Origin of the sequence: Leifsonia shinshuensis, assembly GCF_013410375.1 — a bacterium.
Lineage (GTDB): Bacteria > Actinomycetota > Actinomycetes > Actinomycetales > Microbacteriaceae > Leifsonia > Leifsonia shinshuensis.
This window is the reverse complement of the sequence record NZ_JACCFL010000001.1, coordinates 3,315,482-3,341,563: the sequence shown is the minus strand read 5'-3', so window position 1 is coordinate 3,341,563 and position 26,082 is coordinate 3,315,482. Positions and strand designations below refer to the sequence as shown.

Sequence of the window (26,082 nt, the reverse complement as noted above, 5' to 3'; positions counted from 1 at the left end):
GCACGTAAGGAATATCGACTAATGGCAAGAGTGAAGAGGGCCGTCAACGCCCACAAGAAGCGTCGGGTCATCCTCGAGCGCGCCGAGGGCTACCGCGGTCAGCGGTCGCGCCTCTACCGCAAGGCGAAGGAGCAGGTCACCCACTCGCTCGTCTACGCGTACCGTGACCGCCGCCAGAAGAAGGGCGACTTCCGCCGTCTCTGGATCCAGCGGATCAACGCCGCGAGCCGCGCGAACGGCCTCACCTACAACCGCTTCATCCAGGGCCTGGGCCTGGCGGGCGTCGAGGTCGACCGTCGCATCCTCGCCGAGCTGGCCGTGAACGAGCCCGCGACCTTCGCGGCCCTCGTCGAGACCGCGAAGAAGGCCCTCCCGGCCGACACCTCGGCTCCGAAGGCCGCCGCGTAAGCAGCAGCACCACCACGAACGGCCCGGTCGATCCCGACCGGGCCGTTCTGCGTTCCCGGACCCCGTCGGTATTCGCGGAGATCGCGCTCGCGGGGCGCGGAATCTCCGCACGCCACGGTGTGCGGCGGAGCTACGGATGCGGGAGGCCGCGCCGATAAGCTGTGCGCATGCTCGATAACCCGCGCTCCCCGCGCGTCCGCGCCGTGGCGAAGCTCGCCAAGCGCCCCGCCCGTGCCGAGACCGGGCTGTTCCTGCTCGAGGGTCCGCAGGCCGTCTCCGAGGCGCTCACCTATCGTCCGGAGCTGGTGGTCGAGCTGTACGCGACGCCTACCGCGCTGGAGCGCTACCAGGACATCGCGCAAACCGCAGTGGAGGCCGGCGTCGACGTCGAGTTCGTCACCGAGCATGTGCTCGGCACGATGGCCGACACCGTCACCCCGCAGGGTTTCGTGGCGGTGTGCCGGCAGTTCCCGACCTCCGTCCGCGACATCTTCGCCGACGAGCCCCGGCTCGTGGCGATCCTGGAGGAGGTGCGCGACCCCGGCAACGCCGGCACGATCATCCGCGCCGCCGACTCCGCGGGCGCCGACGCGGTGGTGCTCACCGGCCGTACCGTCGACCTGTACAACCCCAAGGTGGTGCGCTCCACGACGGGCTCGCTGTTCCACGTCCCGGTCGCCGTCGGCGCCGACCTCGCCGACGTCGTCGGCCGCGCGCACACCGCGGGCCTGCAGGTCCTGGCCGCCGACATCAAGGGGGAGGACCTCCTCGCCGCCCGTCAGGAGGGCCAGCTCGCCCGGCCGACCGCGTGGGTGTTCGGCAACGAGGCCCACGGGCTCGCCGACGACCTTCTCGGGCTGGTGGACCGGGTGGTGACGGTGCCGATCTACGGCCGCGCCGAGTCGATGAACCTCGCCACGGCGGCGTCGGTGTGCCTGTACGAGTCGGCGTTCGCGCAGCGCTCGGAGTGATCGATAAGCCTTGCGTTATATAACGCAGGCTTGATAGATTGACCGCATGGACGGTCTGGAGGCGGTGGGCGACCCCGTGCGGCGTCGCTTCGTCGAGCTGCTCGCGCGCGGTGAGCGCACGGCCGGTGACCTCGCGATGCTCGCCGCTGACGAGTTCGGGATCACCCAGCCCGCAGCGTCCCGGCACCTGAGGGTGCTGCGCGAGGCCGGCGTCGTCGCCTCCCGGGTAGACGGCCAGCGCCGCGTCTACGCGCTGGAGCCGACCGGGCTGGAGGACGCGGCGGCCTGGTTCGATGCCTTGGGGACAGCGTGGGAGCAGCGGCTGGACGCGCTCGGAACCGAGCTGGCGCGCGGACGGCGGCTGCAGCGGGGAGCCGCCGCGCGCCGAGGCCGCGGAACCTCGTCCCAGCCCCACGACACCGGGAAGGCCGCATCGTGACCCTCTGGGGAGAGCTCGCCCTCGACGGCCCGCGCCGCTCGGTCACGGTCTCCCGGGAGTACCCCGCCACCCCGGCGGATCTCTGGGCCGCACTCACTGAGCCCGACCGGCTGGCCCGCTGGATCGGCCGCTATGAGGCGACCGCCGACGGCTTCCGCCTCGAAATGGGCGGACCCGACGCCGACGCCGTTGTCGACGGCCGCGTTCTGGCCTGCGAGCCCGAACACCGCCTCCTGGTGACCTGGCGCTTCAGCGGCGCCGGCCAGGTGGAGGCGCCGACCGAGCTGGAGGCCGTCATCGAGCCCGCAGGGGAGGGCCGCGTCCTCCTCACGCTGACGCACCGCCGCGTGCAGGCGGTCACGGCCTCCGTGTACGGCGCCGGCTGGCAGGACGTCCTCACCCACCTTGCTCGCGAGCTCGGCGCGGAGGCGTCGCCGCAGGAGCACGACGGCTACCTCGGCGAGGCCGCCGATCCCGCGGCGTTCGACGCTGCGCTGGACGAGTACCGCCGCGAGGAGGCCGCGCTGGTCGCCGCGACGATGGAGCGCACCCGCGGCCGGTCCGCGGTCTCGCTGAATCGCCTCCTCGACGCCTCGGTGGACGAGGTCTGGGACGCCCTCACCCTCCCCGACCGCGTGGGCCGCTGGCTGTGGCCGGTCGTGGAGTGGCCGGACGATCCCGCACGCGAGCGCCGGCTGCGGCTCGGCGACGTCATGCGCCTCGGCGACGAGAACGTCGAGGGCGCCGTGCAGGTCCTGGAGGTGCTGGAGCTCGAAGACCGCGCGCACCTCCGCTTCAGCTGGGGCGCCGCCGCGGTGAGCATCCGGCTGACCGAGACCGGCGACGGCACGCTGCTGTCGCTCGACCAAGACGGAGTAGAGGACACCTTCGGCGCCGGGCGGCTGCGCTCGGCGCCCGACTTCGCGGCGGGCTGGCACCAGCTGATCGACCAGCTGACCCTTCTGCTCGCGGGGCTGACCGTCCCGGCGCCCGACCGGCTGTGGGAGGCCGCGTACCTGGTGTACTCGGCGGAGTAGCGCGCCTCAAGGCCGCCGAGCCGCCCGACCCGGCCGCAGAGCCCTCCACTTCCACCGACTAAACTGGGGAACCGTGTCTGAAACCACAGAAATCACCGAGGAGTCCGTCGAGGCGGCCGTCTCCGCGGCGCTCGCCGCGATCGACGCCGCCGGCACCTCGGACGCGCTGAAGGCCGTCCGCCACGACCACACCGCCGAGGCCTCGCCGCTCGCCCGGCTGAACGCCGCCATCCGAGCGCTCCCAGGCGACCAGAAGGCCGCGGCCGGCAAGCTCGTCGGCGGTGCCCGTGCCCGCGTGAACCAGGCGTTCGCCGCCAAGGAGGCCGTGATCGCGGCCGAGGAGGACGCCGCCCGGCTCGCCGCCGAGGCCGTGGACGTCACCGCCGTCCCGATCCGCTGGACGCCCGGCGCCCGGCACCCGCTCAGCCTCCTGCAGGAGCGCATCGCCGACATCTTCGTCGGCATGGGCTGGGAGGTCGCGGAGGGCCCGGAGCTGGAGAGCGAGTGGTACAACTTCGACGCGCTCAACTTCGACGCCGACCACCCGGCGCGCGCCATGCAGGACACCTTCTTCGTGGAGCCCACGAACGCGCACCTCGTGATGCGCACCCACACCTCGCCGGTGCAGCTCCGCGCCCTCCTCGGCAACGAGCTGCCGGTCTACCGCATCGCACCGGGCCGGGTGTTCCGCACCGACGAGTTCGACGCCACGCACCTCCCGGTCTTCACCCAGACCGAGGGCATCGCCGTCGACAAGGGTCTGACGATGGCGCACCTGCGCGGCACGCTCGACCACTTCGCCAAGACGCTGTTCGGCGAGGGCGCGCGCGTGCGGCTGCGACCCAACTACTTCCCGTTCACCGAGCCGAGCGCCGAGCTCGACCTGTGGCACCCGACCTTCAAGGGCGGCGCGCGCTGGATCGAGTGGGGCGGCTGCGGCATGGTGAACCCGAACGTGCTGCGCTCCGCGGGCATCGACCCGGAGGTCTACTCCGGGTTCGCGTTCGGGATGGGCGTCGAGCGGGCGCTGATGTTCCGCAACGACGTCAAAGACATGCGCGACATGGCCGAGGGCGATGTCCGGTTCTCCCAGCAGTTCGGAATGGTGGTCTGATGCGCGTCCCCCTGAGTTGGCTCGGCGAGTACGTCGACCTGGAGCCCGGTACGACGGCCGAGGAGGTCCACGCCGCCCTCGTGTCCGTCGGGCTCGAGGAGGAGGACGTCCACACCTTCGAGATCACCGGCCCTGTGGTCGTCGGCCAGGTGCTGGAGTTCGAGGAGGAGCCGCAGAGCAACGGCAAGACCATCCGCTGGTGCCGCGTGCGCGTCGCACCGGAGGGGCAGAAGGCCGCCGACGGCGGCGAGGACGTGCGCGGCATCGTCTGCGGCGCCCGCAACTTCCTGCTGGGTGACAAGGTCGTCGTGACGCTGCCCGGCTCGATCCTGCCCGGACCGTTCCCGATCGCCGCGCGCAAGACCTACGGCCACGTCTCGGACGGCATGATCGCCTCCGCGCGCGAGCTCGGCCTCGGCGACGACCACGAGGGCATCCTGCGGCTGTCGACGCTCGGGCTCGACCCGGAGGTCGGCACCGACGCCATCTCGCTGCTCGGCCTGGACGACACCGCTGTGGAGGTCAACGTCACCCCCGACCGCGGCTACGCGTTCTCGATCCGCGGCATCGCCCGCGAGTACTCGCACGCGACCGGCGCGGCCTTCCGCGACCCGGCCGAGGCGGTCCGCGTGCACTCCGCCGGTGCGCACGCGCACGGCTTCAGCGTGACGATCGACGACCGCGCACCGATCCGCGGCCGCGTCGGCGCGACCGTGTTCGTGACCCGCGTGGTCCGCGACGTCGACGGCTCCCGGCCGACCCCGCCGTGGATGGTCGCGCGGCTGAAGCTCGCCGGCATCCGCTCCATCTCGCTCGTCGTGGACATCACCAACTACGTGATGCTCGAGCTCGGCCAGCCGATCCACGGCTACGACCTCGACAAGCTCTCCGGCGGCATCGTCGTGCGCCGCGCGCACCCGGGCGAGACCCTGGTGACGCTGGACGACCAGACCCGGGCGCTGGATCCGGAGGACCTCCTCATCACCGACGAGTCCGGCGCGATCGGCCTGGCCGGCGTGATGGGCGGCGCGTCCACCGAGATCGGCGCGGGCACCAGCAACGTGCTGGTGGAGGCCGCCAACTTCGACCCGGTGTCCATCGCCCGCACCGCCCGCCGGCACAAGCTGCCGAGCGAGGCGTCCAAGCGGTTCGAGCGCGGCGTGGACCCGCGGGTCGCCGTCGCGGCGGCCGCGCGCGTCGTGCAGCTCCTGGAGCAGCTCGCCGGCGGCCACGCCGACGAGCTCGGCTCGCTGCTCGACACCGCGGGGGAGGCCGAGCCCATCCGCCTGCCGAACGCGTACATCCCGAACTTGATCGGCGTGGACTTCACCGACGACGAGGTCCGCGGCGCGCTCGCGGAGATCGGCGGGACGGTGACGAGCGACGGCGACGCGCTGCTGGTCGTGCCGCCGAGCTGGCGTCCCGACCTGCGCGACAAGTCCGACCTGGCCGAAGAGGTCGCCCGCATCGTCGGATTCGACCGCATCCCGTCGGTGCTGCCCGTCGCGCCCCCCGGCCGCGGGCTGACCCGCGCGCAGAAGCTGCGCCGCGCCGTCGCGCAGATGCTCGCCGACAACGGCGCGACCGAGGTGCTCGCCTTCCCGTTCGTCTCGGAGGCGCAGAACGACCTGTTCGGCTCGCCCGAGGCCGGCGGCGTGCCCGCGGTCCGCCTGGCGAACGCGCTCGACGCGACCGCCCCGTACCTGCGGACCTCGCTGCTCCCCGGCCTGATCGACGTGGCCAAGCGCAACCTGGCCCGCGGTCTCGTCGACCTGCGCCTCTACGAACTCGGCACCGTCTTCCTGCCGAGCGGCGCCGCCCTCGGCAGCGAGGAGCTGCCGCTGGGCGCCGCCCTCCCGGGCGACGACGTCCTCGCCGCCCTGAACGCGGGCATCCCCGCGCAGCCCCGCCACCTCGCCGGCCTGATCGTCGGCAACGTCGTGGAGAAGCAGCCGGGCCAGGCGCCCCTCGCGGCCGGCCTCGCCGACGCGCTGACCGCCGTCCAACAGACCGCGACGGCCGTGGGCGTGCGGATCGAACCGGTGCAGAGCCGCCACCACGCCTTCCACCCCGGACGCACGGCGCAGCTGGTCGCGCACGCCGCAGACGGCTCGCGCGTCGTCGTCGGTTACGCCGGGGAGCTGCTGCCCGCGATCGCGGAGGACCTCGACCTCCCGCGCGTCGTGGCCGTCTACGAGCTCGACCTGGACGCGCTCATCGACGTGGCGCCCGCCGACATCGTCGCGGGTGTGATCGCCGGCTTCCCGGCGGCGACGCAGGACCTGTCCCTGGTCGTGCGCGACGAGGTCCCCGCGGGCGACGTGCTCGCCGCAGTGCGGGACGGCGCGGGCGAGCTCCTGGAGGACATCCGTCTGGTCGACGACTACCGCGGCGCGGGCCTCCCGTCCGGCCACAAGAGCCTCACTTTCGCGCTGCGGTTCCGTGCGGACGACCGCACCCTCACCGCGGCCGAGGCCAGCGAGGCGAAGCTCGCGGGCGCGGCGCGGGCGGAGGAGCTGTTCGGGGCGCACATCCGCGAGTAGAAGCCGCCGATTCGTGCCGAATGTCGACTCTGGCGCCGCCAGAGTCGACATTCGGCACGAATCGCGGTGGGCACATTCGTCACGTATGTGGACTCGGCTGCGCCGAACGCGACATTCGGCACGAATCGCGTGGTGGCGGGCGTTGTGTGACGACGGCGATTTGGCGACCGACCCGGCCAGGGCGCTAGGGTGGTCTACATGCTTACCGTCGGTGCCCCCTCGATGCGCCGACGCCTGCGCGACCGCCGAAGCTAGGCGGCGCTCGGGCGACCCGTGGGGTCGGACATGGGCGTCGCCGGATCCTCGGCCCCCTGTCGTCCACCTCATCAAGGAACAAGCATGACTCTCTCGGTTGCCGTCGCCGGTGCCTCCGGGTACGCGGGTGGCGAGCTGCTGCGCATTCTCGCCGACCACCCCGACTTCGAGATCCGCACCGTGACCGCGCACAACAACGCCGGTCACCCGCTCGCCGCGCACCAGCCGCACCTGCGCTCGCTCGCCCACCTCACCCTCTCCGAGAGCACGCCGGAGACCCTCGCCGGTCACGACGTGGTCTTCCTGGCGCTGCCGCACGGCCGGTCGGGGGAGGTCGCCGCGCAGCTCGCCGCCGACACCCTCGTGGTGGACGCGGGCGCCGATCACCGGCTGGAGGATCCCGCCGACTGGGCGGCCTTCTACGGCGGCGAGTACTACGGCTCGTGGGCGTACGGCGTCCCCGAGCTCATCGTCGGGCCGGACGGCGCCAAGCAGCGCGCGAACCTCGCCGGGGCGAAGCGGATCGCCGCGCCCGGCTGCAACGCCAGCGCCGTCTCGCTCTCTCTCGCGCCCGGGATCCACGCCGGCGTGATCGAGGAGGAGGACATCGTCAGCGTCCTCGCCGTCGGGCCGTCCGGGGCGGGCAAGTCGCTCAAGACGATGTACCTCGCCAGCGAGATCCTCGGGTCCGCCAACCCGTACGCGGTCGGCGGCACCCACCGGCACATCCCGGAGATCCAGCAGAATCTCCGTAAGGCCGGCGCGACGGAACCGACCCTCTCGTTCACCCCGGTGCTCGTGCCGATGTCGCGCGGCATCCTGGCGACCTCCACGGCCCGGGTGAAGCCGGGGGTGACCGCAGCACAGGTGCAGGAGGTCTGGGAGGCCGCCTACGCCGACGAGCCGTTCGTGCACGTGCTGCCCGCCGGCAGCGTGCCGCGCACCGCGGACGTGCTGGGCTCGAACAGCGTGCTGGTCGGGGTCGCCCTCGACCAGGCGGCGGGCCGGGTCGTCACCGTGCTCGCGATCGACAATCTGTACAAGGGAACGGCCGGTGCGGCGATCCAGTCCGCGAACCTCGCCCTCGGGCTCGCCGAGACCGCCGGCCTCAGTGTGAACGGAGTCGCGCCATGAGCGTCACCACCGCCAAGGGATTCTCGGCCGCCGGCGTCGTCGCCGGCCTCAAGTCCAGCGGCAAGCGCGACCTCGCGCTCGTCCAGAACCGCGGGCCGCTCACCGCGGCGGCGGCGGTCTTCACGACGAACCGCTGCAAGGCGAACCCGGTCCTCTGGAGCGAGCAGGTCATCGCGGACGGCGTCGTGTCCGCCATCGTCCTCAACTCCGGCGGCGCCAATTGCTACACCGGCGCGCAGGGGTTCCAGACCACGCATGCGACGGCGGAGGCCGTCGGCGAGGCGCTCGGCGTCTCGGCCGGCGACGTGCTGGTCTGCTCCACCGGCCTGATCGGCGACCAGCTCGACGTCGACAAGCTGACCGCGGGCGTCGCCCAGGCGGCCACCGCGCTCGCCGGCGACTCCGGGCTCGGCGCCGCCGAGGCGATCATGACCACCGACACCAAGCCCAAGCAGGCCGAGCAGGTCTCGCCGGCCGGCTGGGCGGTCGGCGGCATGGCCAAGGGCGCGGGGATGCTCGCGCCGGGCCTCGCGACCATGCTCGTCGTCATCACCACCGACGCGGTGCTCGACTCGACGCAGCTCGACACCGCCCTCCGCGCCGCCACCCGGGTCACCTTCGACCGGCTCGACTCGGACGGCTGCATGTCCACCAACGACACCGTCGCGCTGCTCGGCTCCGGTGCCAGCGGCGTCACGCCGGACCTCGCCGAGTTCACGCTCGCGCTCACCGAGGTCTGCCGCAGCCTGGCCAAGCAGCTCCAGGAGGACGCCGAGGGCGCCTCCCACGACGTCACGATCGAGGTGGTCAACGCCCGCACCGAGGACGACGCCGTGACCGTCGGCCGCGCCGTGTCCCGGTCCAACCTGTTCAAGGCGGCCATCTTCGGCAACGACCCCAACTGGGGCCGCGTGCTCGCCGCGGTCGGCACCACCGACGCGGAGTTCGACCCGTACGGGATCGACGTCGCGATCAATGGCGTGCAGGTGTGCACGGCGGGGGAGCCGGATCAGCCGCGCGACCTCGTCGACCTGACGCCGCGCGCCGTCCACGTGCTCATCGACCTGCACGCGGGCGACGAGACGGCGGCCATCCTCACCAACGACCTGACCCACGACTACGTCCACGAGAACAGTGCCTACTCCAGCTGACATGACCACAGTGACCGACGACACCGCCACCGACGGCACCGACACCGACGACACCGACACCGGGGAGGCCGCCGAGCGCGCCGCCGCCGCGGACAAGGCCGCGACCCTGATCGAGTCGCTGCCCTGGCTGAAGACCTTCCACGACCGCATCATCGTCGTGAAGTTCGGCGGCAACGCCATGGTGAGCGAGGACCTCCAGCGCACCTTCGCCGAGGACATCGTCTACCTGCGCTACGCCGGCCTCCGTCCGGTCGTCGTGCACGGCGGCGGCCCGCAGATCTCCGCGATGCTCGACCGGCTCGGCATCGAGAGCGAGTTCCGCGGCGGCTTCCGGGTGACCACACCCGAGGCGATGGACGTGGTCCGCATGGTGCTGACCGGGCAGATCAACCGCGACATCGTGAGCAACATCAACAAGCACGGCCCGCTCGCCGCCGGCCTGTCCGGGGAGGACGCCGGGCTGTTCCAGGGCCGCAAGCGCGGCGCCGTGGTCGACGGCGCCGAGGTCGACCTCGGCCTGGTCGGCGACGTCATCGGCGTGAACCCGGAGGGCGTGCTCGCCCAGCTCGACGCCGGCCGCATCCCGGTGGTCTCCTCGATCGCACCGGACATCGACGACCCGGGCCAGGCGCTCAACGTCAACGCGGACGCCGCCGCGGCCGCCCTGGCGGTCGCGCTCGGCGCGGCCAAGCTGGTCATCCTGACCGACGTCGCCGGGCTCTACAGCGACTGGCCGAACCGGGACTCGCTGCTGTCCAAGATCACGGCGCCCGAGCTGCGCGAGCTGCTGCCGTCGCTCGAGTCGGGCATGATCCCCAAGATGGCGGCCTGCCTGGACGCCGTCGACGGCGGCGTCCCCAAGGCCGCGATCATCGACGGACGCGTGGCGCACTCGATCCTGCTCGAGGTCTTCACGCAGTCCGGAATCGGAACGGAGGTGGTGCCCGCATGAGCGCACGGATCGTGCCCGGCACGGAGGCTAACACCCAGGGCCGCTGGAAGCCGCGCTTCGGCGATGCCATGATGCGCACGCTGGCGACGCCCAAGCTCATGCTCGCCCGCGGTGAGGGCTGCCGGGTCTGGGACGTCGACGGCAACGAGTACCTGGACTTCCTCGCCGGGATCGCGGTCAACTCGCTGGGCCACGCGCATCCGGTGCTGGTGGAGGCCGTGAGCAGCCAGGTGGCGACACTCGCGCACGTGTCCAACTACTTCTCCACGGCGCCTCAGCTGGAGCTCGCCGAGCGCCTGCGCGCGATCACCGGAGCGGGCGAGCAGGGCCGCATCCTGTTCGGCAACTCGGGCGCGGAGGCCAACGAGGCCGCGTTCAAGCTGGCCAGGCTCAACAAGGGCCCGCACGGCCGCCGCACCCGCGTGCTCGCCCTGCACAACGCCTTCCACGGCCGCACGATGGGCTCGCTCGCGCTGACCGGCAAGCCGCCGATGCGCGAGGCGTTCGAGCCGCTGCCCGGCGGCGTCGAGCACATCGACTCCACCATCCAGGCGCTGGAGGCCGCGATCGACGACCGTGTCGCCGCGCTGTTCGTCGAGCCGATCAAGGGGGAGGCCGGCGTGCTCGACCTCCCGGAGGGCTTCCTCCAGCGCGCCCGCGAGCTCACCGAGCAGCACGGCGCGCTGCTGATCATCGACGAGATCCAGACCGGCATCGGCCGGACCGGTCGCTGGTTCGCCTACCAGCACGCGGACATCCTTCCGGACGCGATCACGGTCGCGAAGGGCATCGCCGGGGGAGTGCCGATCGGCGCCCTCATCACTTTCGGGCGCGCCTCGGAGCTGTTCAGCCAGGGCCAGCACGGCTCGACGTTCGGCGGCAACCCGCTCGCGACGGCCGCGGGCAACGCGGTGATCGGCGAGATCGAGCGGGCCGACCTGGTCGGCAACGCCGCCCGGCGCGGCGAGGAGCTGCGCGCCATCCTGCGCTCGTTCGACTCGCCGCTGATCGGAGACATCCGCGGCGCGGGCCTGCTGATCGGCGTCGGCCTCACCGACGGCGAGGCGCACCGGCTCTCGGACGCGGCGCTCGCCAACGGCCTCATCATCAACGCGCCGAACGAGTCCAGCATCCGGCTCGCCCCTCCGCTGATCGTCGGCGACGCCGAGCTCGCGGAGTTCCGCGAGCGTTTCGGCCGCGCGCTCGCCGACGTGCACGCCTCCTGACCTTCCGACCGACGCAGACCAAGGACTCCCGATGACCCGTCACTTCCTCCGCGACGACGACCTCAGCCCGGCCGAGCAGGCCGAGGTGCTCGACCTGGCGGCCCGCCTGAAGGCCGACCGCTTCTCCGCGAAGCCGCTCGCCGGCCCGCAGACCGTCGCCGTGATCTTCGACAAGACCTCCACCCGCACCCGCGTCTCGTTCGCGGTCGGGATCGCGGACCTCGGCGGCAGCCCGCTGATCATCCAGAGCGGCGAGAGCCAGCTCGGCGGCAAGGAGTCGCTGGCCGACACCGGTCGCGTGCTGGAGCGCATGGTCGCCGCGATCGTCTGGCGCACGTTCGCGCAGACCGGGCTGGAGGAGATGGCAGAGGGCACGACCGTCCCGGTGATCAACGCGCTCTCCGACGAGTTCCACCCGTGCCAGATCCTCGCCGACCTGCAGACCATCCGCGAGCACAAGGGCCGCACCGCGGGGCTCACGCTCGCGTTCTTCGGCGACGGCGCCAGCAACATGTCGCACTCCTACCTGCTCGGCGGCGCGACCGCGGGGATGCACGTCCGCATTGCGGCGCCGGCGGCCTACGCGCCGGACGCGGCCGTCGTCGCCGACGCGGCCGCCATCGCCGAGCGCACCGGCGGCTCGGTCGCGGTGTTCACCGACGCGCGGGAGGCCGCCGCCGGCGCCGACGTCGTCATCACCGACACCTGGGTGTCGATGGGCAAGGAGGACGAGAAGGCCGAGCGCGTCGCCGTCTTCGGCGACTACACGGTGGACGCCGCGCTGATGGGGCTCGCGGCCGACGACGCCGTCTTCCTGCACTGCCTGCCCGCCTACCGCGGCCTGGAGGTGACGGCCGACGTGATCGACGGCCCGCAGTCGGTGATCTGGGACGAGGCCGAGAACCGCCTGCACGCCCAGAAGGCGCTGCTGGCCTGGCTGCTCGCCAAGAACGAGCCGATCACCAACGAGCCCACCACGAACGAGCCCACCACGAACGAGGAGGCGGCGGCATGACCGACGCGAACGACGGCGTCGGCAAGACCGACGAGGGCAAGCTCTGGGGCGCACGCTTCGCGGGCGGACCCTCACCCGAGCTGGCCGCGCTGAGCAAGTCCACCCACTTCGACTGGGCGCTCGCCTCCTACGACATCGCCGGCTCCCGCGCGCACGCCCGCGCGCTCGCGGCCGCCGGCTACCTCTCCGACGTGGAGCTCGCCGGGATGATCGGCGCCCTCGACGTTCTGGAGGCCGACGTGGTCTCCGGCTCGTTCGTCGCCGCCGAGAGCGACGAGGACGTCCACGGCGCCCTGGAGCGCGGCCTGATCGAGCGGGCGGGCGCCGAGCTCGGCGGCAAGCTGCGCGCCGGACGGAGCCGCAACGACCAGATCGCGACGCTCGTCCGCCTCTACCTGCGCGACCACGCCGGCATCATCGCGGAGCGCCTGATCGCGCTCATCGACGCCATCGCCGCGCAGGCGGACGCGCATCCGACCGCGATCATGCCCGGCCGCACCCACCTCCAGCACGCGCAGCCCGTGCTGCTGGCCCACCACCTGCTCGCGCACTGCTGGCCGCTGCTGCGCGACCTGGAGCGCCTGGCCGACTGGGACCGCCGCGCCAACGTCTCGCCGTACGGCTCCGGCGCGCTCGCCGGCTCGACCCTGGGCCTGGACCCCCTGCTGGTCGCCAGGGAGCTCGGCTTCGCCGACAGCTCGGAGAACTCGATCGACGGCACCGCGGCGCGCGACGTCGTGGCCGAGTTCGCCTTCGTCGCGGCGCAGATCGGCGTCGACGTGTCGCGCTTCGCGGAGGAGATCATCCTCTGGAACACGCGCGAGTTCGGCTTCGTGACCCTCGACGACGCCTACTCGACGGGCTCGTCGATCATGCCGCAGAAGAAGAACCCCGACATCGCCGAGCTTGCGCGCGGCAAGGCCGGGCGGCTGATCGGCAACCTGACCGGGCTGCTGACGACGCTGAAGGGCCTCCCGCTCGCGTACAACCGCGACCTCCAGGAGGACAAGGAGCCGGTGTTCGACTCGGTGCAGACGCTGGAGGTGGTCCTGCCCGCGTTCGCCGGGATGGTCGCGACGCTCCGCTTCCACACCGACCGGATGGCGGAGCTCGCGCCGCAGGGCTTCTCGCTCGCGACGGACGTCGCGGAGTGGCTGGTCAAGCAGCACGTGCCCTTCCGCAACGCCCACGAGATCACCGGCAGCCTGGTGAAGTCCGCCGAAGACCTCGGCGTGGAGCTGAGCGACCTCACGGACGAGCAGCTCGCCGCCGTCTCGCCGCTGCTCACGCCGGAGGTGCGCTCGGTGCTGACCGTCGAGGGCTCGGTCGCGAGCCGCACGGGCGCCGGCGGGACCGCTCCGGACCGCGTGGCCGAGCAGCTCGCCGCGCTGACCGAGCGCGTCCGCGCGCTGACCCGCACCCTGATCGCGACGCGACGGGACCTGGGCTGATGGCGGGCAGGCGCCCGGGCTGGCTGATCCCGCTGATCGTCGTGGTGGCGGCCGCGGTGATCGTGGTCGGCCTCATCGTGACCGTCGTCGCCGGCGGCCGGATCTTCTGAGCCGGCGGGCGACGTGACCCTCTACCGGCCCGGGCGCGACGTGTTCCTGACGTCGGCGCTGGAGGTCGCGCCGAAGCTGCTCGGCGCGGTGCTCCGGCACGAGACGGCGGAGGGCGCGGTCGCCGTGCGCATCACCGAGGTGGAGGCCTACATCGGCGACGGCGTCGACCCCGGCTCGCACTCCTTCCGCGGCCGCACCAAGCGCAACGCCGTGATGTACGGCGGCCCCGGCCACCTGTACACGTACTTCACCTACGGGATGCACGTGTGCGCGAACGTGGTCTGCTCGCCGGAGGGCGTGTCGTCGGCCCTGCTGCTGCGGGCCGGCGAGGTCGTGGAGGGCGTGGACCTGGCGACGCGGCGGCGGTCCGGCCCGTCAGGACGCGCGATCCCGGAGCGGGACCTGGCGCGCGGGCCGGCCCGGCTGGTGGTCGCGACGGGCATCCTGCTCTCGGAGAACGGCTCCGACCTGTTCGCTCCGCCGTTCGACTTGCACCTTCCGGCCGTGCAGCCGCCCTACGAGACCGGCCCGCGCACCGGCGTCTCCGGCGCCGGCGGCAGCCTGACCTTCCCCTGGCGGTTCTGGATCCCCGGCGACCCCACCGTCAGCCCGTACAAGCGGCACCCGAAGTCCCACTGAGCGAGTCCCGCTGAGCAGCCATCGCTTCCTCACTTCCTCCCGCGACACGCCGGGCGGGAGCGGGAGGAAGTGAGGAAGCGTTGACTGCGGTCAGGCGATCGCGAAGCGGAACAGGCCGGCGCAGACGCACGCCCAGATCAGGCTCACGAGCGTGCCGATGATGAAGCGCTCGCGCGCCTCCGGCGCCTCCAGCTCTGTGAACCGGCCGACGCCCTTGATCGCGATGATCACGCCCAGCGCCTCCGGGAAGCCCGCCATGATCGAGCCGGTGGTCGCGAAGCGTTCGAGGTAGCCGATGGTGGTGCCGCCGCGCAGCACCTCGCGGGTCTCCTCCAGTCCACTGACTTTGTCGTGCACGACGATGCCGCCGTGGACCCCCGGCACCGACGTGCTCCGGGTGGCGAGGGCGAGCGCGAGCTGGGCCGCGGGTCCGCCGCCGACCACGCTCAGCACGAGCGCGACGACGCCGATGAGCACACGGAACACCAGCGGCGCGCCCTGCTGGGGGAGGGCGACCAGGAGGAATGCCAGCCCGAGGAGACCGGCGGCGGTGTAGACCAGGGGCCGGCGGGGCGAGCGCAGGGTGGCGATCATGCAGCACACGGAGGCGATGGCGAGGACCAGCGCGAGGGCCCACAGCACGAACGGCAGCACGGCCGTCAGGAACTGCGGGACGGGCAGTGACGTCATCCATCCTCCGGTCGCTCGGCCGACTGCTGGGCTGCGTCGGCGGTCTGCAACAGCCTAACCAGGGCCGGCTGCGCGGCGAGGTCGGCGCGCAGGCCGGCGGCGCGGGCGCGGTCGCTGGCGGACTGCGGGGTGATGCCCAGCCGGGCGGCGGCCTCCGCCTGGGTCAGGCCGGATGCGACGAGGTCGTAGAGCTCCCAGCCCGCCTCGGTGCGCTGGGCGCGCAGGGTGAGGAGCAGGCCGATCAGGGACTCGACGTCGGCCGCCGGCTCCGGGGCGGCGACCGCCTCGGCTGCGAACCGCGTCGGCGTGCGCTTGGCGCGGGTGACGGCGGCGCGCGCCGCCACGAACGCGTCCCCGCTGGCCTCCCGGGTGGCGTCGGGAAGGGGCGACCGCACGCCGCCGATGCCGAGGCCGACGCTCCAGACGCCGCCGCGCGAGAGCAGGGTGATGAGGTCGAGGGCGGTCGCCGCGTCTCCGGTGAGCGCCTGGAGCTCGTCGCCGGCGTTCCGGTCGGCGGGGAGGGCGAGCCGGTCGCCGTACCTCTCGGTGAGCTCGGCGAGCACGGGCGCGACGATGTCGGGCCGGCTGCGGCTGTCGACCTGGTCCGCAGTGACGACGAACATGGGAACCCTCCTCATCAGGGTTGAACACCTGATCCGCAGGCTATCAGGACTCTAGTCCTGATACAACCATCATCAGGCCAGCTGGCCTGATCCATCGGATGGGTGCCCGGTGCTCCGCTGCTACTCTGTGGAGGTGCCAGAAACCGCCACCGCAGCAGAGCAGAGCAGCGCAGAGCAGAGGCTCAGCGCGCAGACCAACGACCCGTCGTTCGACGACGTCTGGGACGAGCTGAAGTGGCGCGGACTCGTCCACGTCTCCACGGACGAGGCCGCGCTCAAGGAGCTCCTGGCCGGTGATCCGATCACGTACTACTGCGGCTTCGACCCGACCGCGCCGAGCCTGCACCTCGGCAACCTCGTGCAGCTCCTGACCATGCGCCGCCTCCAGCTGGCCGGGCACAAGCCGCTCGGCCTGGTCGGCGGTTCCACCGGCCTGATCGGCGACCCGCGGCCCACCGCCGAGCGCACGCTGAATACCAAGGAGACCGTCGCCGAGTGGGTCGGCTACCTCCAGCAGCAGGTCACCCGCTTCCTGTCGTCCGAGGGCGACAACGCCGTCCGGCTGGTCAACAACCTGGACTGGACGGCGCCGCTCTCGGCGATCGACTTCCTGCGCGAGATCGGCAAGCACTTCCGCGTCGGCACGATGCTGAAGAAGGACGCCGTCGCCGCGCGCCTCAACTCCGACGAGGGAATCTCGTACACCGAGTTCAGCTACCAGATCCTCCAGGGCATGGACTTCCTGGAGCTCTACCGCCAGTACGGCTGCGTGCTGCAGACCGGCGGCAGCGACCAGTGGGGCAACCTGACCAGCGGCACCGACCTGATCCGCAAGGTGGAGGGCGTGCACGCCCACGCGATCGGCACCCCGCTGATCACGAACAGCGACGGCACCAAGTTCGGAAAGAGCGAGGGCAACGCGATCTGGCTGGACGCGAGCTTCACGAGCCCCTACCGGATCTACCAGTTCTGGCTCAACGCCGACGACGCCGACGTGATCGACCGCCTCAAGGTGTTCACCTTCCTGCACCGCGACGAGATCGAGCGCCTGGAGCGCGCGGTCGCCGAGGAGCCGTTCCGCCGCGAGGCCCAGCGCCGGCTGGCCTACGAGGTGACGGCGCTCATCCACGGCGTGGAGGCGACGGAGGCCGTCATCGCGGCGTCCGAGGCCCTCTTCGGCCAGGGCGACCTGGCCGACCAGGACCGCGGCACGCTGGAGTCTGCGCTCCGCGAGCTCCCCAACACGACGACCGCGGCGTCCACCACGATCGCCCAGGCCCTGGTCGACACGGAGCTCACCAAGAGCCTCGGCGAGGCCCGCCGCGCGGTCGCGCAGGGCGGCGTCTACGTCAACAACGTCAAGGTGGAGGACGCCGAGTCCGCGGTGGGCGACCACCTGCTGCCGGGCGGGATGGTCGTGCTGCGGCGCGGGAAGAAGACGCTCAGCGGGGTGTTCGTCGAATAGCGGACGCGCGCGGGTAAGGTGACGGACATGCAGAGCCAGGCGGCAGGGGACGGCGACCGGCCGGACGACGGTCCGGCGACCCCGGACGGTCTCCTGTCGCAGCTCGAGGTGATCGAGGAGCAGCCGCTCGCCGCGCGCGCCGAGGCGTACGCGCAGCTCCACGAGGAGCTGTCCGCCCGGCTCGAAGGCGCCGACGCCCCACGGCATGGCTGAACGTCTGGACGTCGCGCTCGCCGCGCGCGGGCTGGCTCGGTCGCGGACGCACGCCGCGACGCTGATCGCGGACGGCCTGGTGACCGTCGACGGCAAGCCCGTCGTGCGGGCCTCCGCCAAGGTGGGGGAGGAGCAGGTGCTCGTCGTCGCCGGCGCCGACCACTACGTGAGCCGCGGCGCGCACAAGCTCATCGCGGCCCTGGACGCGTTCGAGGTCCCGGTCGAGGGCCGGGTGGCGCTCGACGCCGGCGCCTCGACGGGAGGATTCAGCCAGGTGCTGCTGGAGCGCGGCGCGCGGCTCGTGATCGCGGTCGATGTCGGGCACGGGCAGCTCGCACCCGAGCTGGGGCGGGAGGACCGGCTGTTCTCCTACGAGGGCGTGAACGTCCGGGAGCTGACCCGCGAGTCGTTCGGCGCGCTCGTCGGCTCCGAGCTCCGTCCGGACCTGGTCGTCGCCGACCTGTCCTTCATCTCGCTCGCGCACGTGCTCCCCGCGCTGCGCGAGGTCGCCGCCCCGGACGCGGACTTCGTCCTGCTGGTCAAGCCGCAGTTCGAGGTCGGCCGCACCGGTGTCCGCGAAGGGATCGTGCGCGACGCCGGACTGCGCGCGGACGCCGTCGACGGCGTGCTGTGGAGCGCCTGGGATGCGGGCCTCGGCACCGCCGGAGTGATCGCCTCGCCCATCGCCGGATCCCACGGCAACCAGGAGGCCCTGGTGCACCTGACGGAGCGCGGGAGCAATCCGACGGACTGGCTGGAGAAGGTGCGCGCGGTCACGGCGTGAGCGTCGACGCCTTCTGTCGCCGCGTGTGAAAGCGGAGGCGAAGCTGAGGCCCCTGTTGTGCGGATCGGCCGCTCAGGTCGCGCGAGAGAGGCGTGCGGGTCGATATTCTCTGTCGAGCAAAATGAAATGTGAAACTTCGGTCGCCTCCCCGTGCTTCCGTGCCGCTCGAAGCCGAAACGAGGCCGCCCGCTGTGACTCCGCTCCCTCCGGTGTCGTGGCGGACCAGACTCGGCCGAGGGCGGATCCTGTTCTCGGTCTTCGTCGGGTATCTCGCAGTCCCGGTGCTCAACGCAGTGTCACCCCTCCTCGCCCTGCCCGCGATCACAGCGACGCACGGCAGCGGTGCGTGGACGGCGGTCGCGCTCGGGCAGTCGCTCGGCGGAACGGCCGGTGTCGTCGTGGAGCTCGGGTGGGGCCTCAGCGGAACGCAGCGTGTCGCGCGCATGTCGGAGCGGAACCGCGCTCGCGTATTCGCCACCTCATTGATCACGAAGGCTGCGGTCGCGATTCCCGTTCTCGGAATCGCCATCCCCGTCGCGGCACTGCTCGCACCGGAATCAGACGGCGTCGCCGCCCTCATCGCTCTGGCGACCGGGTTGGCCGTCATGGGCGGCGGATGGATCTTCATCGGGATGATGCGGCCGCGACTGTTCCTCTTCACGGAGGTGCTCCCGAGAACCCTCCTGATCGCGTTGTCCGCGTGGGCCATCGCCGCAGGTCTTTCGTTGTACGCCTACCCGATCGCTCTTCTCCTCGGGGCCCTGATCTCGCCTGCGGCAGCCGCTCTCGTGCTCGGTGTCCGCGGCGCTGACTTCGTCGCCCTCGGGCCTCGACGTATCGCGCGTGTCATCAGCATGCAGGGGCACGCGCTGAGCACGAACATCTTCTCGTCGATGTATCTGTCCCTCGGCACGACCGTCGCGACTCTCGGGTCGGTGAATGCCACCCTGCTCTACGCCTCGGTCGACCGAATCAAGCGGATGGTCCAACAGGTCATTTCGACCCAGCAGTATGTGCTCAAGGGGTGGGTCGGGCGCGAGGTCGATCCCGCCCAACGGATCGCGCGCGCGGTGCGCGCCACCCTCATCAGCTCGGGTATCGGGGTGCTCTGCGGTATCGCATTCGCTTTCGGGGCATCGACGGCCGCCCACATGGTCTTCTCGGGCACGGTAGACATTCCGCCGCTTGCGGCGGCGCTCGGTGGCGCGAACGTCGCGATCGTCTGTGCGAGCATGGCGTCCGGGCCTGTGCTCCTGGTCGCGCTCGGGCGCATGTCGGCCATCTCCCGGTCTGCGGCGATCGGCGCTGTGGTCGGTCTGCCCTCGATATTCGTCGGTGCCGTGTTCTTCCACGGAACCGGAGCGCTCGGCGGCCAGCTCATCGCGGAGACAGCGGTCCTGCTCGTGCAACTGCTCGCCATCCGCGCGCGCTTCCGGGACCTGCGCCGTCACGATCGCGGGGGCGGCGGTGCGGTCTCCACATCCGCCGCTGAATGAACGTTCTCCACAATCTCCGCGCCTCCGGCACATCCCGCCCCGAAAACCGACAGAATGGTGGGACGGCCTGAAACGGGGCGCGAACACAACAGGGAGGCGACGTGGCGGCATCGGGTGACGCGCAGCGATACATCCTCGTCGTCGCGCACACCGGTCGCCAGGACTCCCTCGACGCGGGCGTGCAGGTGTGCCGGCAGCTCATCTCCGCCGGGGTCGTGCCCGTGCTCAGCGAGGACGAGCGGCGCGACCTGCTCGTCGCCGCACCCGATCTCGACGCGGTCGCCGTCCTCGGCGACGAGGTGCAGGCGAGCGATCTCGAACTGGTGATCGTGCTGGGCGGCGACGGCACCATCCTGCGCGCGGCCGAGCTCGTCCGCGGTTGCACCGCCCCGCTGCTCGGCGTCAACCTCGGGCACGTCGGCTTCCTCGCCGAGAGCGAGCGCGACGACCTCGAGATCGCCGTCGCCCGCGGGCTCGCGAAGGATTACGAGGTGGAGGAGCGCATGACGCTCTCCGCCCGGGTCAAGGTCGGCAAGGAGGTCGTCTACGAGAGTTGGGCGCTCAACGAGGCGACCGTCGAGAAGGCGAGCCGCGAGCGGATGCTCGAGGTCGTCATCGAGGTCGACGGGCGGCCGATGTCGAGCTTCGGCTGCGACGGCGTCGTGATGTCCACGCCCACCGGGTCCACCGCCTACTCGTTCTCGGCCGGCGGACCGGTGGTCTGGCCGGGCGTCGCCGCTCTCCTGCTCGTGCCGCTGAGCGCGCACGCCCTGTTCTCGCGGCCGCTCGTGGTCGACGGCAACTCCTCCCTCGCCGTGGAGCTGCTGGACCGCGCGGGCGGGGAGGGCATCCTCTGGTGCGACGGGCGCCGGCAGTTCGACCTGCCGCGCGGCGCGCGCGTCGTCGTGCGCCGGTCGCCGATCCCGGTGCGGCTCGCGCGGCTGCACCCCGGGCCGTTCACCGACCGGCTCGTGCACAAGTTCGACCTCCCGGTCTCGGGATGGCGGGGGCCGGCCGGACGTGACTGAGCACCACCCGAACCGCAGCAGCGCAGACCGCAGCAGCGCAGACCGCAGCAGCGCAGGCCCCAACCGCGCGGACCGCAACCGCGGCGGCATCGACGAGATCTCCATCCGCGACCTGGGCGTCATCGCCGACGCCGCCCTGCCGCTCGGGCCGGGCTTCACCGCGATCACCGGCGAGACCGGCGCGGGCAAGACGATGGTCGTCTCCGCACTCGGCCTCCTGCTCGGCGAGCGCGCCGACACCGGGGCCGTCCGGCTCGGCAGCCCGCAGGCCTGGGTCGAGGGACGCTGGCGCGTCGAGGAGCCGGGGGAGGTCGTGGAGCGCGTGCGCGATGCCGGCGGCGACGTCGACCCGCTCGGCGACGGCGCGGCCGAGCTCGTGCTCAGCCGGTCGGTGTCGGCCGAGGGCCGGTCGCGCGCGGTCGTCGGCGGCCGCAGCGCCCCGGTGAGCGTGCTCACCGAGCTGGGCGAGCAGCTCGTCGTCGTCCACGGCCAGTCCGACCAGCTGCGGCTGCGGTCCGCCGTCGCGCAGCGCGAGGCGCTGGACCGGTTCGCCGGCCCCGAGCTGGCGGCCGCGATCGACGCCTACGCGCAGGTGTTCCACCGCTGGCGCGACAACGCGACCGAGCTGGACGAGCTGTTGGCCGACCGCGACCGGCGCGCCCGCGAGGCCGACGACCTCCGGGTCGCCATGGCCGAGATCGAGACCGTCGCGCCGCAGCCGGGGGAGGACGAGGAGCTGGCCGAGCGCGCCGAGCGGCTGACCAACCTGGAGGAGCTGCGCCTCGCCGCCTCCGGCGCCCGCGAACTGCTCTCGGCCGAGGAGTCCGAGGAGCCCGACGTTGTCGGCCTCCTGGAGGCCGCCCGCCGCCAGGTCGAGCGCGTCGCGCCCCACGACGCCGAGCTCGCGCCGACCGTGGAGGCCGTGGCCAACCTCAGCTACCTGGCGTCCGACATCGCCGCGCAGCTCTCCACCTACCTCGCGGCGCTCGACACCGACGGCTCGCGCGAGCTGGAGGCCGTCCAGGAGCGCCGTGCGGAGTTGTCCACGCTCGTCCGCAAGTACGGGCCCACGCTCGACGACGTCATCAGCACGCTGGAGACCGGCAGCCTCCGGCTCCTGGAGCTCGACGGCGACGCCGACCGCATCCAGGAGCTCACCGCGGAAGTGGAAGCTGACAGGGCGCTCGTCGTCGAGCTCGCCGCCGACCTGAGCGAGCGCCGCCGCGCTGCCGCCGAACGCCTCGCCGCCGCCGTCTCCGAGGAGCTGTCCGCCCTCGCCATGCCGGACGCCCGCGTGGTCGTGGAGGTCACCCAGCGCGACGAGGCCGACCCGCAGAGCTACACCGCCAGCGGCCGCGACCAGGTCGCGATCCTGCTCCGCCCGCACCCCGGGGCCGAGCCGCGCCCGCTCGGCAAGGGCGCGTCCGGCGGCGAGCTCTCCCGCGTCATGCTCGCGATCGAGGTTGTCATCGCCGCGACCGACCCGGTGCCCACGTTCATCTTCGACGAGGTGGACGCCGGCGTCGGCGGCGCCTCCGCCATCGAGATCGGCCGCCGGCTCGCGCGCCTCGCCGAGAGCGCCCAGGTGATCGTGGTCACCCACCTCGCGCAGGTGGCGGCGTTCGCGAACAACCACCTCACCGTCGTCAAGGGCAGCGACGGCGCTGTCACGGCCTCCAGCGTGCGCCGGCTCGACGGCGACGAGCGCATCGCCGAGATGGCGCGGCTGCTCTCCGGCCTCCCCGACTCCGAGAGCGGCCTCGCCCACGCGCGCGAGCTCGTGGACATGGCGGCGACCGCGCGCTGAGCCGCGACACGCGCGGGACTCCCCGCCGCAGGTGATAAGCTGAGAGCCCGTGGTGGATTATTCAGACGCGGCGCAGACCAACAGCAAAAACGGCACTACCAAGCACATCTTCGTGACAGGTGGTGTCGTTTCTTCGTTGGGGAAGGGCCTCACAGCGGCCTCCCTCGGCAACCTCCTGACGGCCCGCGGTCTCCGCGTCGTCATGCAGAAGCTCGACCCCTATCTCAACGTGGACCCGGGCACGATGAACCCGTTCCAGCACGGCGAGGTCTTCGTCACCGACGACGGCGCGGAGACCGACCTCGACATCGGCCACTACGAGCGCTTCCTCGACATCAACCTCTCCCAGTCGGCGAACGTCACCACCGGCCAGATCTACTCGAACGTGATCGCCAAGGAGCGCCGCGGCGAGTACCTGGGCGACACCGTCCAGGTCATCCCGCACATCACCGATGAGATCAAGCGCCGTATGCGCCTCCAGGCCCAGCCCGGCCCGGATGGCGAGCCCGCGCCCGACGTCATCATCACCGAGATCGGCGGCACGGTCGGCGACATCGAGTCGCAGCCGTTCATCGAGTCCGCCCGCCAGGTGCGCCACGAGCTCGGCCGCAAGAACTGCTTCTTCGTGCACGTCTCGCTCGTGCCGTTCATGAACGCGTCCGGCGAGCAGAAGACCAAGCCGACGCAGCACTCGGTCGCGGCGCTGCGCTCCATCGGAATCCAGCCGGACGCGCTCGTCCTGCGCAGCGACCGGCCGGTGTCCGAGTCGAACAAGCGCAAGATCGCGCTGATGTGCGACGTGGACGAGCAGGCCGTGGTGAACGCGGTGGACGTCCCGAGCATCTACGACATCCCGACCATGCTGCACGAGCAGGGCCTGGACGCCTACATCATCGACCAGCTCGGCCTCGACAAGGCGACCGACGTCGACTGGAACGGCTGGGCGCGCCTCCTGGAGGCCGTGCACGACCCCAAGCACGAGGTCACCATCGGCCTGGTCGGCAAGTACATCGACCTGCCGGACGCCTACCTGTCGGTCACCGAGGCGCTGCGCGCGGGCGGCTTCGCCCACCGCACCAAGGTGAAGCTCAAGTGGATCCCGTCCGACGAGTGCCAGACGCCGGAGGGCGCCGCCGCCCAGCTCGGCGACGTCGACGCGATCTGCGTGCCGGGCGGCTTCGGCGTGCGCGGCATCGAGGGCAAGGTCGGCGCGCTGCGCTTCGCCCGCGAGAACGGCATCCCGGCCCTCGGCCTGTGCCTCGGCCTGCAGTGCATGGTCATCGAGTACGCGCGGCACGAGGCCGGCCTGGCCGGCGCCTCCTCGTCCGAGTTCGACCCGGAGACCGAGTTCCCGGTGATCGCGACGATGGCGGAGCAGGTGGAGATCATCGCCGGCGGCGACCTGGGCGGCACCATGCGCCTGGGCCTCTACCCGGCCGTCCTCGCCGAGGGCTCCCTCGCCGCCGACCTGTACGGCGCACCGGAGGCCAGCGAGCGCCACCGGCACCGCTACGAGGTCAACAACAACTACCGCGAGCAGATCGCCGACGCCGGTCTCTGGTTCTCCGGCACCTCGCCGGACGGGCACCTGGTCGAGTACGTGGAGCTGCCGCGCGACGTGCACCCGTTCTACATCGGCACCCAGGCCCACCCGGAGCTGCGGTCGCGCCCGAACCACGCGCACCCGCTCTTCGCCGGGCTGGTCGGCGCCGCGCTCGACCGCCAGAAGGCCAGCCTCCTGTTCGAGGTCGCGGCGGACGACGAGGTCGGCGCGGCGGCCGCGGCCGACAGCCTCGAAGTCGGCGCGGACGCCTGATGGCGGCGGAGGGCGCCGCGGCGAAGGGTGCGCCGGCGGAAGGTGCCGTGCTTCGCGACGAGCCGTTCCGTCCCGAGATCGTCTCGTCCGAGGTCGCCTTCGACGGCCGGATCTGGGATGTGCGGCGTGACACCTTCCGCTACAACGGCGAGGAGATCACCCGCGAGTACGTGGACCACACCGGCGCCGTCGCGGTGCTCGCGCTGGACGACCAGGACCGCGTGCTGCTGATCAAGCAGTACCGGCATCCCGTGCGGCACCGCGACTGGGAGATCCCGGCCGGCCTGCTCGACATCCGCGGAGAGGACCCGCTGACCGCGGCGCAGCGCGAGCTGGCCGAGGAGGCCGACGTCGAGGCCGGCAGCTGGAACGTGCTGACCGACATCTTCACCAGCCCCGGCGGCAATGACGAGGCGATCCGGATCTACCTGGCGCGCGACGTCCGCCCGACGGGTTCGGCGTTCGAGCGCGAGGCCGAGGAGGCCGACATCCAGGTCGCCTGGGTGCCGCTGGAGGAGGCCGTCGACGCGGTGCTGGAGCGACGCGTGCACAACGCCCCGCTGAGCGTCGCGGTGCTCGCCGCGCACGTCGCCAGGGAGAGGGGCTGGACGAGCCTGGGCGCGGCCGACGCGCCGTGGCCGAGCCACCCGAAGCTGGCCGATGCGGAGGGCGCCGCCGAGCTGAGCGAGCAGAGCGCCGCGGGATGACCGTCGCGGCCGACGCGGACGCCTTCCTCAGGCACGTCGCCATCGAGCGCGGCCTCTCGGCGAACACGGTCGCCGCCTACCGCCGTGACCTCGCCGTCTACGCTGCCTGGCTGGACGGCGAGGGCGTGCTCGACGTCCGTCAGGTCGCCCCGGCGACCGTCTCGCGCTACCTCGCGCACCTCGGCTCCCGCGAGGAGTCGCCGCTGACCGCGACCTCCCTGGCCCGGATGCTCTCGACCGTCCGCGGCTTCCACCGCTTCCTCCTGGAGGAGGGACGCGTGGAGGTCGACGCCGCCCGCGACGTCCGTCCGCCGAAGCTGCCGAGCACGCTGCCGAAGGCGATCAGCGTCGACCAGGTCGCCGCGCTGCTGGCGGCGACCGACGGCGACGAGCTGGACCACCTCCGCGACAAGGCGCTGCTGGAGCTGATGTACGCGACCGGCGCCCGGGTCAGTGAGGCGGTCGGCCTGAACGTGGACGACGTGATCGACACCGACGTCGTGCGCCTGACCGGCAAGGGCGCCAAGCAGCGGATCGTCCCGCTCGGCAGCTACGCGCAGACCGCCGTCGCCGCCTACCTGGTCCGGGCGCGCCCCGTGCTGTCGGCGCGGGGGAGGGCGACGCCCGCCCTGTTCCTCGGGATGCGCGGCGCCCGCCTGTCCCGGCAGAACGTCTGGCTGATCATCCGCGCGGCCGCCGAGCGCGCGCAGCTCGGGGTGGAGATCTCGCCGCACACGCTGCGCCACTCGTTCGCGACGCACCTCCTCGCCGGCGGCGCCGACGTGCGCGTGGTGCAGGAGCTGCTCGGCCACTCCTCGGTGGCGACGACGCAGATCTACACGCTGGTCACGGCCGACGCGCTGCGCGACGTCTACGTGACGGCGCACCCGCGGGCGCGGTAGCGCGTCCGGGCCGGCTGGCGCCCTGGTGACCCGCCGCCGTCGCGGCCCGCGGACGGGGGAGCACGCGGATAGGATGGACCCCGTGAACAGGCCGTGAACGGCCGT

The 26,082-nt window shown here is 72.3% G+C and carries 24 protein-coding genes; 22 read left to right on the top strand and 2 right to left on the bottom strand.

Annotated features, from left to right (window positions below; genetic code table 11):
• Positions 1-21: 21 nt before the first annotated feature.
• The 13 genes from rplT (at position 22) to HNR13_RS16160 (ending at position 14,446) form a co-directional block, all read left to right on the top strand.
• On the top strand, positions 22-408 hold the full coding sequence (rplT, locus tag HNR13_RS16220; RefSeq protein WP_179607448.1) for a 50S ribosomal protein L20: 387 nt from the start codon (positions 22-24) through the stop codon (positions 406-408).
• 167 nt (positions 409-575) lie between these two features.
• On the top strand, positions 576-1,379 hold the full coding sequence (locus HNR13_RS16215) for a TrmH family RNA methyltransferase (RefSeq protein WP_179607446.1): 804 nt from the start codon (positions 576-578) through the stop codon (positions 1,377-1,379).
• A gap of 46 nt (positions 1,380-1,425) precedes the next feature.
• The gene (locus HNR13_RS16210; RefSeq protein WP_179607444.1) at positions 1,426-1,818 is read left to right on the top strand and encodes an ArsR/SmtB family transcription factor; all 393 of its coding nucleotides are present in this window, start codon (positions 1,426-1,428) and stop codon (positions 1,816-1,818) included.
• On the top strand, positions 1,815-2,855 hold the full coding sequence (locus HNR13_RS22065) for an SRPBCC domain-containing protein (protein WP_179607442.1): 1,041 nt from the start codon (positions 1,815-1,817) through the stop codon (positions 2,853-2,855). Before HNR13_RS16210 ends, HNR13_RS22065 begins: the two co-directional genes overlap by 4 nt.
• 73 nt (positions 2,856-2,928) lie before the next feature.
• On the top strand, positions 2,929-3,969 hold the full coding sequence (pheS, locus tag HNR13_RS16200) for a phenylalanine--tRNA ligase subunit alpha (RefSeq protein ID WP_179607440.1): 1,041 nt from the start codon (positions 2,929-2,931) through the stop codon (positions 3,967-3,969).
• Positions 3,969-6,512: a phenylalanine--tRNA ligase subunit beta gene (gene pheT / locus HNR13_RS16195; protein ID WP_179607438.1), complete on the top strand. Its 2,544-nt coding sequence runs from the start codon at positions 3,969-3,971 to the stop codon at positions 6,510-6,512. Before pheS ends, pheT begins: the two co-directional genes overlap by 1 nt.
• A gap of 339 nt (positions 6,513-6,851) precedes the next feature.
• The gene (gene argC, locus HNR13_RS16190) at positions 6,852-7,901 is read left to right on the top strand and encodes an N-acetyl-gamma-glutamyl-phosphate reductase (RefSeq protein ID WP_179607436.1); all 1,050 of its coding nucleotides are present in this window, start codon (positions 6,852-6,854) and stop codon (positions 7,899-7,901) included.
• Complete coding sequence (gene argJ, locus HNR13_RS16185; RefSeq protein ID WP_179607434.1) at positions 7,898-9,052, top strand: bifunctional glutamate N-acetyltransferase/amino-acid acetyltransferase ArgJ; 1,155 nt, start codon at positions 7,898-7,900, stop codon at positions 9,050-9,052. Before argC ends, argJ begins: the two co-directional genes overlap by 4 nt.
• 1 nt (position 9,053) lies before the next feature.
• On the top strand, positions 9,054-10,004 hold the full coding sequence (gene argB / locus HNR13_RS16180; RefSeq protein WP_179607432.1) for an acetylglutamate kinase: 951 nt from the start codon (positions 9,054-9,056) through the stop codon (positions 10,002-10,004).
• Entirely contained in the window at positions 10,001-11,230 is a 1,230-nt protein-coding gene (locus tag HNR13_RS16175; protein WP_179607430.1) for an acetylornithine transaminase, read from the top strand. The genes argB and HNR13_RS16175 overlap by 4 nt, the downstream gene beginning before the upstream one ends.
• Positions 11,231-11,261: 31 nt before the next feature.
• Positions 11,262-12,245 (top strand): ornithine carbamoyltransferase, encoded by a 984-nt coding sequence (argF, locus tag HNR13_RS16170; RefSeq protein ID WP_179607428.1) that lies wholly within the window; start codon positions 11,262-11,264, stop codon positions 12,243-12,245.
• Positions 12,242-13,696 carry an argininosuccinate lyase gene (gene argH / locus HNR13_RS16165; protein ID WP_179607426.1) on the top strand — a complete coding sequence of 485 codons (1,455 nt, stop codon included), beginning with the start codon at positions 12,242-12,244 and terminating at the stop codon, positions 13,694-13,696. Before argF ends, argH begins: the two co-directional genes overlap by 4 nt.
• 123 nt (positions 13,697-13,819) lie before the next feature.
• Positions 13,820-14,446, top strand: a complete 627-nt coding sequence (locus HNR13_RS16160) for a DNA-3-methyladenine glycosylase (RefSeq protein WP_179607424.1) — start codon at positions 13,820-13,822, stop codon at positions 14,444-14,446.
• A 90-nt stretch (positions 14,447-14,536) separates the two neighbouring features.
• On the opposite strand, the gene HNR13_RS16155 is transcribed toward HNR13_RS16160, so the two are convergent.
• Positions 14,537-15,136: a hypothetical protein gene (locus HNR13_RS16155; protein WP_179607422.1), complete on the bottom strand. Its 600-nt coding sequence runs from the start codon at positions 15,134-15,136 to the stop codon at positions 14,537-14,539.
• Entirely contained in the window at positions 15,133-15,759 is a 627-nt protein-coding gene (locus HNR13_RS16150) for a DNA-binding protein (protein WP_179607416.1), read from the bottom strand. The genes HNR13_RS16155 and HNR13_RS16150 overlap by 4 nt, the downstream gene beginning before the upstream one ends.
• Positions 15,760-15,892: 133 nt before the next feature.
• Between HNR13_RS16150 and tyrS the strand changes: the two genes are divergently transcribed.
• The 9 genes from tyrS (at position 15,893) to xerD (ending at position 25,977) form a co-directional block, all read left to right on the top strand.
• On the top strand, positions 15,893-17,224 hold the full coding sequence (gene tyrS, locus HNR13_RS16145) for a tyrosine--tRNA ligase (RefSeq protein ID WP_179607414.1): 1,332 nt from the start codon (positions 15,893-15,895) through the stop codon (positions 17,222-17,224).
• A 27-nt stretch (positions 17,225-17,251) separates the two neighbouring features.
• Positions 17,252-17,437, top strand: a complete 186-nt coding sequence (locus HNR13_RS16140) for a hypothetical protein (protein WP_179607412.1) — start codon at positions 17,252-17,254, stop codon at positions 17,435-17,437.
• Positions 17,430-18,221: a TlyA family RNA methyltransferase gene (locus HNR13_RS16135; protein WP_179607410.1), complete on the top strand. Its 792-nt coding sequence runs from the start codon at positions 17,430-17,432 to the stop codon at positions 18,219-18,221. The genes HNR13_RS16140 and HNR13_RS16135 overlap by 8 nt, the downstream gene beginning before the upstream one ends.
• Before the next feature lie 209 nt (positions 18,222-18,430).
• Complete coding sequence (locus HNR13_RS16130) at positions 18,431-19,717, top strand: polysaccharide biosynthesis protein (protein WP_179607408.1); 1,287 nt, start codon at positions 18,431-18,433, stop codon at positions 19,715-19,717.
• Between the two features lie 101 nt (positions 19,718-19,818).
• Positions 19,819-20,745, top strand: coding sequence for an NAD kinase (locus HNR13_RS16125; RefSeq protein WP_179607407.1), 927 nt, complete (start codon positions 19,819-19,821; stop codon positions 20,743-20,745).
• A gap of 88 nt (positions 20,746-20,833) precedes the next feature.
• On the top strand, positions 20,834-22,552 hold the full coding sequence (gene recN / locus HNR13_RS16120) for a DNA repair protein RecN (protein ID WP_179609557.1): 1,719 nt from the start codon (positions 20,834-20,836) through the stop codon (positions 22,550-22,552).
• A gap of 52 nt (positions 22,553-22,604) precedes the next feature.
• A complete protein-coding gene (gene pyrG, locus HNR13_RS16115) occupies positions 22,605-24,368 on the top strand; it encodes a CTP synthase (RefSeq protein ID WP_179609555.1) in 1,764 nt (587 codons plus the stop codon).
• Entirely contained in the window at positions 24,368-25,075 is a 708-nt protein-coding gene (locus HNR13_RS16110) for an NUDIX domain-containing protein (protein WP_179607405.1), read from the top strand. Before pyrG ends, HNR13_RS16110 begins: the two co-directional genes overlap by 1 nt.
• Positions 25,072-25,977: a site-specific tyrosine recombinase XerD gene (gene xerD / locus HNR13_RS16105; protein ID WP_179607403.1), complete on the top strand. Its 906-nt coding sequence runs from the start codon at positions 25,072-25,074 to the stop codon at positions 25,975-25,977. Before HNR13_RS16110 ends, xerD begins: the two co-directional genes overlap by 4 nt.
• Positions 25,978-26,082 lie beyond the last annotated feature (105 nt).

Excerpts from the sequence above, each read along its gene's own strand:
- rplT (WP_179607448.1), top strand. The coding sequence starts at position 22 with ATGGCAAGAGTGAAGAGGGCCGTCAACGCCCACAAGAAGCGTCGGGTC.
- HNR13_RS16215 (WP_179607446.1), top strand. The coding sequence starts at position 576 with ATGCTCGATAACCCGCGCTCCCCGCGCGTCCGCGCCGTGGCGAAGCTC.
- HNR13_RS16210 (WP_179607444.1), top strand. The coding sequence starts at position 1,426 with ATGGACGGTCTGGAGGCGGTGGGCGACCCCGTGCGGCGTCGCTTCGTC.
- pheT (WP_179607438.1), top strand. The coding sequence starts at position 3,969 with ATGCGCGTCCCCCTGAGTTGGCTCGGCGAGTACGTCGACCTGGAGCCC.
- argC (WP_179607436.1), top strand. The coding sequence starts at position 6,852 with ATGACTCTCTCGGTTGCCGTCGCCGGTGCCTCCGGGTACGCGGGTGGC.
- argJ (WP_179607434.1), top strand. The coding sequence starts at position 7,898 with ATGAGCGTCACCACCGCCAAGGGATTCTCGGCCGCCGGCGTCGTCGCC.
- argB (WP_179607432.1), top strand. The coding sequence starts at position 9,054 with ATGACCACAGTGACCGACGACACCGCCACCGACGGCACCGACACCGAC.
- HNR13_RS16175 (WP_179607430.1), top strand. The coding sequence starts at position 10,001 with ATGAGCGCACGGATCGTGCCCGGCACGGAGGCTAACACCCAGGGCCGC.
- argF (WP_179607428.1), top strand. The coding sequence starts at position 11,262 with ATGACCCGTCACTTCCTCCGCGACGACGACCTCAGCCCGGCCGAGCAG.
- argH (WP_179607426.1), top strand. The coding sequence starts at position 12,242 with ATGACCGACGCGAACGACGGCGTCGGCAAGACCGACGAGGGCAAGCTC.
- HNR13_RS16155 (WP_179607422.1), bottom strand. The coding sequence starts at position 15,136 with ATGACGTCACTGCCCGTCCCGCAGTTCCTGACGGCCGTGCTGCCGTTC.
- HNR13_RS16150 (WP_179607416.1), bottom strand. The coding sequence starts at position 15,759 with ATGTTCGTCGTCACTGCGGACCAGGTCGACAGCCGCAGCCGGCCCGAC.
- HNR13_RS16140 (WP_179607412.1), top strand. The coding sequence starts at position 17,252 with ATGCAGAGCCAGGCGGCAGGGGACGGCGACCGGCCGGACGACGGTCCG.
- HNR13_RS16135 (WP_179607410.1), top strand. The coding sequence starts at position 17,430 with ATGGCTGAACGTCTGGACGTCGCGCTCGCCGCGCGCGGGCTGGCTCGG.
- HNR13_RS16110 (WP_179607405.1), top strand. The coding sequence starts at position 24,368 with ATGGCGGCGGAGGGCGCCGCGGCGAAGGGTGCGCCGGCGGAAGGTGCC.
- xerD (WP_179607403.1), top strand. The coding sequence starts at position 25,072 with ATGACCGTCGCGGCCGACGCGGACGCCTTCCTCAGGCACGTCGCCATC.